Consider the following 7,384-nt stretch of genomic DNA (forward strand, 5'->3'; position numbering starts at 1 on the left):
CGTTGCCGATCGGTGTCCGGCTACTTCTTGCGGCGGCGCCCCGCCGTGCCCTTCTGGGCCTTGCGGCGCTCGGCGCGCGTCATCCCGTCCGACGTGGAGCGCGTCGGGCCGCCCGCGCTCTCGCTCTGGAAGTCGCCTTCCACGATGCCGCCCTCCCCGTCCACGGTGGGCGCGGAGAAGTGCAGCCGGTCGGGCCGCTGCGGGGCGTCGAGCCCCTTGGCGCGGATCTCGGGACGCGCGGCGCCCGCGGGCACGGCGTCCTCCTTGGAAAGCGAGGTGCGCTCGTCGGAGTCCTGCACCGGGACCTCCTCGACCTGCTGCTCGACCTGGACCTCCAGGTTGAACAGATAGCCGACGGACTCCTCCTTGATGCCCTCCATCATGGCGTTGAACATGTCGAAGCCCTCGCGCTGGTACTCGACCAGAGGGTCCTTCTGGGCCATCGCGCGCAGGCCGATGCCCTCCTGGAGGTAGTCCATCTCATAGAGGTGCTCACGCCACTTGCGGTCCAGGACGGAGAGCACCACGCGCCGCTCCAACTCACGCATGATGTCCGAGCCGAGCTGGTTCTCGCGGTCCTCGTACTGGGCGTAGATGTCGTCCTTGATGGACTCGGCGATGAACTCGGCGGTGATCCCGGCCCGGTCGCCCGCCGCGTCCTCCAGCTCCTCGACGGTGACCTTCGTCGGGTAGAGCTGCTTGAAGGCGCCCCACAGCCGGTCCAGGTCCCACTCCTCGGCGAAGCCCTCGACGGTCTCCGCCTGGATGTACGCGTCGATCGTGTCGTCCATGAAGTGGCGCACCTGGTCCTGCAGGTCCTCGCCCTCCAGGACCCGGCGGCGCTCGCCGTAGATGACCTCGCGCTGCCGGTTGAGGACCTCGTCGTACTTCAGGACGTTCTTACGGGTCTCGAAGTTCTGCTGCTCGACCTGCGACTGGGCGGAGGCGATGGCGCGGGTCACCATCTTGTTCTCGATGGGGACGTCGTCCGGCACGTTGGCCATGGCCATGACGCGCTCGACCATCTGCGCCTTGAACAACCGCATCAGGTCGTCGCCGAGCGACAGGTAGAAGCGGGACTCGCCCGGGTCGCCCTGACGTCCGGAACGGCCGCGCAGCTGGTTGTCGATCCGCCGCGACTCGTGGCGCTCGGTGCCCAGGACGTAGAGCCCGCCCAGCTCCTTGACCTCCTCGAACTCCGCCTTGACGGCCTGCTCGGCCTTCTCCATGGCGGCGGGCAGGGCCGCGGCCCACTCCTCGACGTGCTCGATGGGGTCGAGGCCGCGCTGGCGCAGCTCCGCCTCCGCCAGGTCGTCGGGGTTGCCGCCGAGCTTGATGTCCGTACCGCGGCCCGCCATGTTGGTGGCGACCGTGACAGCGCCCTTGCGGCCGGCCTGGGCGACGATCGTCGCCTCCCGGTCGTGCTGCTTGGCGTTGAGCACCTCGTGCTGGACGCCACGCTTGCTGAGCTGCTGGGAGAGGTACTCGGACTTCTCGACCGAGGTGGTGCCGACCAGGATCGGCTGCCCCTTCTCGTGCTTCTCCGCGATGTCGTCCACGACGGCGGCGAACTTGGCGACCTCGGTGCGGTAGATCAGGTCGGACTGGTCCGCGCGCTGCATCGGCCGGTTCGTCGGGATCGGCACGACGCCCAGCTTGTAGATCTGGTGGAACTCGGCGGCCTCGGTCATGGCCGTACCGGTCATGCCGGAGAGCTTGCCGTACAACCGGAAGAAGTTCTGGAGGGTGATCGTGGCGAGGGTCTGGTTCTCGTCCTTGATGTCCACCCCTTCCTTCGCCTCGATCGCCTGGTGCATGCCCTCGTTGTAACGGCGGCCCGCGAGGATACGGCCGGTGTGCTCGTCGACGATCATGACTTCGCCGTCGATGACGACGTAGTCCTTGTCGTTCTTGAACAGTTCCTTGGCCTTGATGGCGTTGTTCAGATAACCGACGAGCGGCGTGTTCACCGACTCGTACAGGTTGTCGATGCCCAGCCAGTCCTCGACCTTCGAGACGCCCGGCTCGTGGATGGCGACGGTGCGCTTCTTCTCGTCGACCTCGTAGTCGCCGGTCTCCTCGATGCCCTTGAGCTGATTGCCGGGCTCGCCCCTGGTCAGCCGCGTGACCAGCTTGGCGAAGTCGCCGTACCACTTGGTGGCCTGGTCGGCGGGGCCGGAGATGATCAGCGGCGTACGGGCCTCGTCCACGAGGATCGAGTCGACCTCGTCGACGATCGCGTAGTTGTGGCCGCGCTGGACCAGTTCGTCCTGCGACCAGGCCATGTTGTCGCGCAGGTAGTCGAAGCCGAACTCGTTGTTCGTGCCGTACGTGATGTCACAGGCGTACTGCTCACGGCGCTGCGCCGGCGACATGTTCGCCATGATGCAGCCGACCTTGAGGTCGAGGAAGCTGTGGACGCGGCCCATCATCTCGGAGTCGCGCTCGGCCAGGTAGTCGTTCACCGTGATCAGGTGGACACCCTTGCCGGACAGCGCGTTGAGGTACGCGGGCAGCGTGCCGACGAGGGTCTTGCCCTCACCGGTCTTCATCTCGGCGACATAGCCGAGGTGCAGCGCGGCGCCGCCCATCAGCTGTACGTCGTAGTGACGCTGGCCGAGGACGCGCTTGGCCGCCTCACGGACGGTCGCGAACGCCTCGGGGAGCAGGTCGTCCAGGCTCTCACCGTCGGCGTACCGCTCTTTGTACTCGGCGGTGAGCGCCCTCAACTCGGCGTCGGAGAGGTTGACGAAGTCCTCTTCGATAGAGTTGACCTGGTCCGCGATGCGGTGCAGTTTGCGCAGGACCTTACCTTCGCCTGCACGCATGAGCTTGTTGAAGACGGACACTGAGGCTGGTCTCCTTGCCGGTCGGGCCTGGCACGTGGGTCGTGTACGGACACGGGCGCGGGCACGGCAGGCGGGCCCCACCGCAACGGCCATCGTAAGCGAGGACCGGCCCGCGCCGGGAGGGCCGCTGCCACGCGGGCCCGCCGCCACCCGCAGTGAAGAACGCGCGGAAGCGCGGGAAGGTGCCGGTGGAAGGGGAAAACCACTCGTACCCCGGGGGCGCGGTCCGCAGAATCCCCTCATGGAACCCGTCACCCTCACGACCGAGCGCCTGCTGCTGCGGCCCTTCACCCCGGCCGACGCGGACGCCGTCAACACCGCTTGTCAGGATCCCGACATACAGCGCTGGACGACGATACCGTCACCGTACGAACGTCAGCACGCACAGCACTTCGTCGAGCGGATCGCCCCGGACGGCTGGCGCGACGACACGGCGTACGCCTTCGGCGTACGGCTCGGCGCCGACGGCCCTCCCCTCGGCGCCGTCGCCCTCCAGTTCCCCCGCTCCGGCGCCTGGGAGGTCGGCTACTGGACGGCTCCGGGACACCGTGGCCGGGGCTACACGACGGAGGCGGTACGGGCGATCTCCCACTGGGCCTTCACCGCGCTGGGCGCGGTACGCGTGGAGTGGCGGGCCGAGGTCGGCAACGCGGGCTCGCGGGCCGTGGCCGAGAAGGCGGGCTTCACGCTGGAGGGAACGCTGCGCGGCGGGCTGCTGAACAAGGAGACGCTGCGTGACTGCTGGGTCGGCGGCCTGCTGCCGCACGACCTCGGCCTCCCGGGCCGCCACCCCTACCTGCCCGCGCGGGGATAGCCACCGGCCCGCACGGGGTGGCCACCGGGGAGAACCACCGGCCGACCCCGTTGTCAGTGCCGCCGTCTATGGTGCGGACCATGACCACCGTGCCGCCCGCCACCGCCGAACTGTCCGCCGACGAGGCCCGCCGCATCGCGCTGCGCGCCCAGGGATTCCTGGGCGCCCCCGACCGGCGCGGCGGGGTGCGGGGGGTGCTGCGCCATCTCGGCGCCGTCCAGCTGGACACCATCTCGGTGCTCGCCCGGTCGCACGAGCTGATTCCGTACGCGCGGCTGGGCGCCGTCGGCCGCAAGGCGGTCGAGGACGCCTACTGGACCCCGGCGCCCGTCGGCACGTCCCCGGCGCGACCGCACGCCTTCGAGTACTGGTCGCACGCGGCGTGCGTGCTGCCCATCGAGGAGTGGCCGCACTTCGCGTTCCGCCGCCGCGCCTACCGTGCCCGCCCGCACTGGTCGCACAAGCTGGCGGACGGGGTGTACGACACGGTGACCCAGCAGCTGCGCGCGGAGGGCCCGCTGACCGCCACGGAGCTGGGCGGCGCGAAGAACGGGGGGCCGTGGTGGGACTGGTCGGAGGCGAAGGTGGCCGTCGAGCGCGCGCTGATGTACGGCGAGGTCGTGTGCGTCGGGCGGCGCGGCTGGAAGCGGGTGTACGACCTGGCGGAGCGCGCCGTGCCCGGCGATCTCCTCCATGACGAGCTGGACGACCGGGAGTGCGTGCGCCGTCTCGTGGCGCTGGCGGGACAGTCGCTCGGAGTGGGGACGCGCGCCGACATCGCGGACTACCACCGGCTCAAGGGCGAGCAGGTCGAGGCCGTGATCGCGGACTCGGGTCTGGTGCCGGTCACGGTCGAGGGATGGGCCAAGCCCGCCTGGGCCGATCCCGCCGCGCTGGCGACCGTCCCGCGCGGGCGCCACCGTACGACGCTGCTGTCGCCGTTCGACTCGCTCATCTGGGAGCGCGCCCGCACCGAGCGGATCTTCGGCTTCACCCACCGCCTGGAGGCATACGTCCCCAAGCCGAAGCGGATCCACGGCTATTTCGCGATGCCGCTGCTGTCCGGCGGCAGGCTGCTGGGCCGGGTCGACCCGGCGCGCGAGGGCAGGACGCTGGTGGCCAGGCAGGTGTCGCTGGAGGGCCCGAAGGCCGTCGAGCCGATGGCGCGGGCACTGCGGGAGGCCGCGGAGTGGGTGGGCTGCTCGGACGTACGGCTGGAGCGCGTCGACGCGCCCGCGCTGCGCGGCCCCCTCACGGAGGCGCTCGCCGCGCTCTGAGCGGCCGGCCCCCGGGCGCTCCGAGCGACCGGCCCCCGCTCAGCGGATTTCGAGGATCTTCTCCCGCATCGCGTAGACCACGGCCTCCATCCTGGAGTGCAGTTGGAGCTTCTCCAGAATGTTGCGCACATGGTTCTTCACGGTGTTCTCGGAGATGAACAGCTCCTTGGCGATGTCCCGGTTGTTCATCCCGGTGGCCACCAGCTTGAGGACCTCCAGCTCACGTTCGGTCAGCCGCGGCGCAGGCACCAGCCTGCGCTCGTCGGTGCGCTGGATCATCGACTTGAACTCGGTCAGCAGCTTGGACGCCATGGACGGGCTGATCTGGGACTGCCCGTCGGCGACGGCCCGGATCGCGGTGGCCACCTCGTCGGTGGAGATCTCCTTGAGGAGATAGCCGGTGGCACCCGCCTTGATCGCGTCGTAGAGGTCGGCCTCCTCGTCGCTGATCGTCAGCATGATGATCTTGGCGCTGGGGGCCACCTCCTTGATGGAGGTGCACGCCTCGATACCGCCGCGCTTGGGCATCCGTACATCCATCAGCACGATGTCGGGCAGCAGGTCCGCGGCCTTGTCGACGGCCTCGGCGCCGTCGCCCGCCTCGCCGACGACCTGGATGTCCTCCTCCTGCGCGAGGACGATCTCCAGCCCCCGGCGGAAGAGCGCGTGGTCGTCCACGACCAGGACCCGGATCGGTTCCTTGCCCGAGCCCTCGCGCCCGGCCTCGGTGTCCACCCCGACGCCGCCCGCCGCGCCATGGGCGTCGCCCGCGTGGTGCACCGGTCCGAAACTGTCCGCCATCGTTCCCTCCCCTGGAGGCCGGGGCCCCGGTCCTGTCCGGTCGATCTTGTCGGACAGGGCCTGAATCCTGAGAGCCGGCCAACCGCAGTTCGCAGACCACCTGTTGGCTTGCCACGCCATGATTTCATGCCCGGACGACGGCACGCGGGTCCACCGGCCCGCAAGGCAGTGCCCCCGAGGGCGCGAGGGGCGCTCAGGGGCACTGCCGGAGCACGGATTTCCGTCCGGTCCCGAGTCCGTTCCGACCGGATCGCGGTGGTTCGCGCGGTATTCCCGTCGGGTATCAGCCGCCGAGAGCGCCTCCGGCGCCACCGGCCTCCGAGCCCGCGAACGGGTCCGTCCGCAGATGGATGACGCCGTAGTCATAAGCGTGGCGCCGGTAGACGACGCTGGGTTCCTTGGTGTCGGAGTCGACGAACAGATAGAAGTCGTGCCCGACCAGCTCCATCTCGTAGAGCGCCTGATCGAGGGTCATGGGTGCGGCGACATGGGTCTTCTCACGGACCACCAGGGGTCCTTCGCCCTGTACCTCCAGCGAGCCGACCATGGTGGTGGTCGTCGTCGCGGCCGCCTCCGCGGCCTCTTCGGCGGCGGTCGCGCCGTTCGCGTTCAACTGGGCCACGCCAGGAACGACATCGGGGACCTCGGCTGCCGACAACCGGCCGTTTCCACGGCGGTTGAAGCGCTTCTCGTGCTGCTTGCGCAGCCGCGCCTCCAGCTTGCCGGTGGCCAGGTCGAGCGCCGCGTACGGATCGGCGGCCGCCGCCTCCGCCCGGATCACCGGGCCGCGGGAGTGGAGCGTGATCTCCACCCGGTCGCTCCGGTCGGCCTGACGCGGATTGTGTTCCTTGGACACCTCGACGTCGAGGCTGATCACCTTGCCGTCGAGCTTCTGGATCTTCTCCAGCTTCAGCTTCTCGGCCACGTGCTTGCGGAACCGCTCGGGCACCTCGGTCTTGCGGCCCTTGACGACGATGTCCACGCAGAACTCCGTTCCCGGATCACTCCGCCTCATTGCGGAGTACTCCCTGTTGCACCAGGCCCCAGTCATCGCCGGAGCCTTCCGGACTTGGCGGTTTTCACCTCCTCCTCCCCCCTCGGCGAGATCCCCACCCTCCGGATTCCCGGGAGTACGAAAGCGCCGAAGCACACCGGTACGTCCATCGAGTCATGACGTGCGCCACTCCTCATAACCGAACATAGACCCCCCGGACGGGTGTCGGCACCCGCTACCGGGACGTACCTCTGTTCAGCTGTTCTCCTGCCCTGTTTACCTGCAACGATGCGCGCCGGTCATCAGTTCCGGTTTATTTCGAAGGAGAGAGGCGGCGCGGCCACGACGGCCGCGCTCACCGGCGGGAATCCCGGAACGCCGGGCCCCGTCACCACCCGCAGCGCGCGGGCCGCCTCACCCAGCGAGGCGCCGGTCGTCATGAGATCGTCCACCAGCACCACCCGGCCGCCCTCCAGCAGCCGCGCACCGCCCACGGCGACCTCCAGGGCCCCCGACAGATTCGACAGCCTCTGACGGGCACCGAGACCCGCCTGGTCGGCCACCGCCCGCCGCTGCCGCAGCACCGGCAGCACCCGGCAGGACCGCCCCTCCCGCCGCAGCTCACCGGCGGCGGGAGGGGCGGTCCTGC

The 7,384-nt window shown here is 69.6% G+C and carries 6 protein-coding genes; 2 read left to right on the forward strand and 4 right to left on the reverse strand.

Features of this window, described 5'->3' with window-relative positions; translation table 11 throughout:
- Positions 1-20: 20 nt before the first annotated feature.
- The gene (gene secA, locus DVH02_RS34185) at positions 21-2,849 is read right to left on the reverse strand and encodes a preprotein translocase subunit SecA (RefSeq protein WP_114627710.1); all 2,829 of its coding nucleotides are present in this window, start codon (positions 2,847-2,849) and stop codon (positions 21-23) included.
- 241 nt (positions 2,850-3,090) lie between these two features.
- On the opposite strand from secA, the gene DVH02_RS34190 reads away from it, so the two are divergent.
- Both DVH02_RS34190 and DVH02_RS34195 read left to right on the forward strand, forming a co-directional pair.
- Positions 3,091-3,663 (forward strand): GNAT family N-acetyltransferase, encoded by a 573-nt coding sequence (locus tag DVH02_RS34190; RefSeq protein ID WP_114627711.1) that lies wholly within the window; start codon positions 3,091-3,093, stop codon positions 3,661-3,663.
- An 80-nt stretch (positions 3,664-3,743) separates the two neighbouring features.
- Entirely contained in the window at positions 3,744-4,940 is a 1,197-nt protein-coding gene (locus DVH02_RS34195; RefSeq protein ID WP_114627712.1) for a winged helix-turn-helix domain-containing protein, read from the forward strand.
- Positions 4,941-4,979: 39 nt separating this feature from the next.
- On the opposite strand, the gene DVH02_RS34200 is transcribed toward DVH02_RS34195, so the two are convergent.
- From DVH02_RS34200 to DVH02_RS34210, 3 genes are all read right to left on the reverse strand, one after another.
- Positions 4,980-5,741 (reverse strand): response regulator, encoded by a 762-nt coding sequence (locus DVH02_RS34200; RefSeq protein WP_114627713.1) that lies wholly within the window; start codon positions 5,739-5,741, stop codon positions 4,980-4,982.
- Between the two features lie 283 nt (positions 5,742-6,024).
- A complete protein-coding gene (hpf, locus tag DVH02_RS34205) occupies positions 6,025-6,723 on the reverse strand; it encodes a ribosome hibernation-promoting factor, HPF/YfiA family (RefSeq protein ID WP_407697713.1) in 699 nt (232 codons plus the stop codon).
- A gap of 314 nt (positions 6,724-7,037) precedes the next feature.
- Positions 7,038-7,384: ComF family protein (locus DVH02_RS34210; protein ID WP_407697714.1), on the reverse strand; the 347-nt coding region annotated here is incomplete at its 5' end.

This window comes from Streptomyces corynorhini, from assembly GCF_003346515.1.
Classification (GTDB): Bacteria; Actinomycetota; Actinomycetes; order Streptomycetales; family Streptomycetaceae; genus Streptomyces; species Streptomyces corynorhini.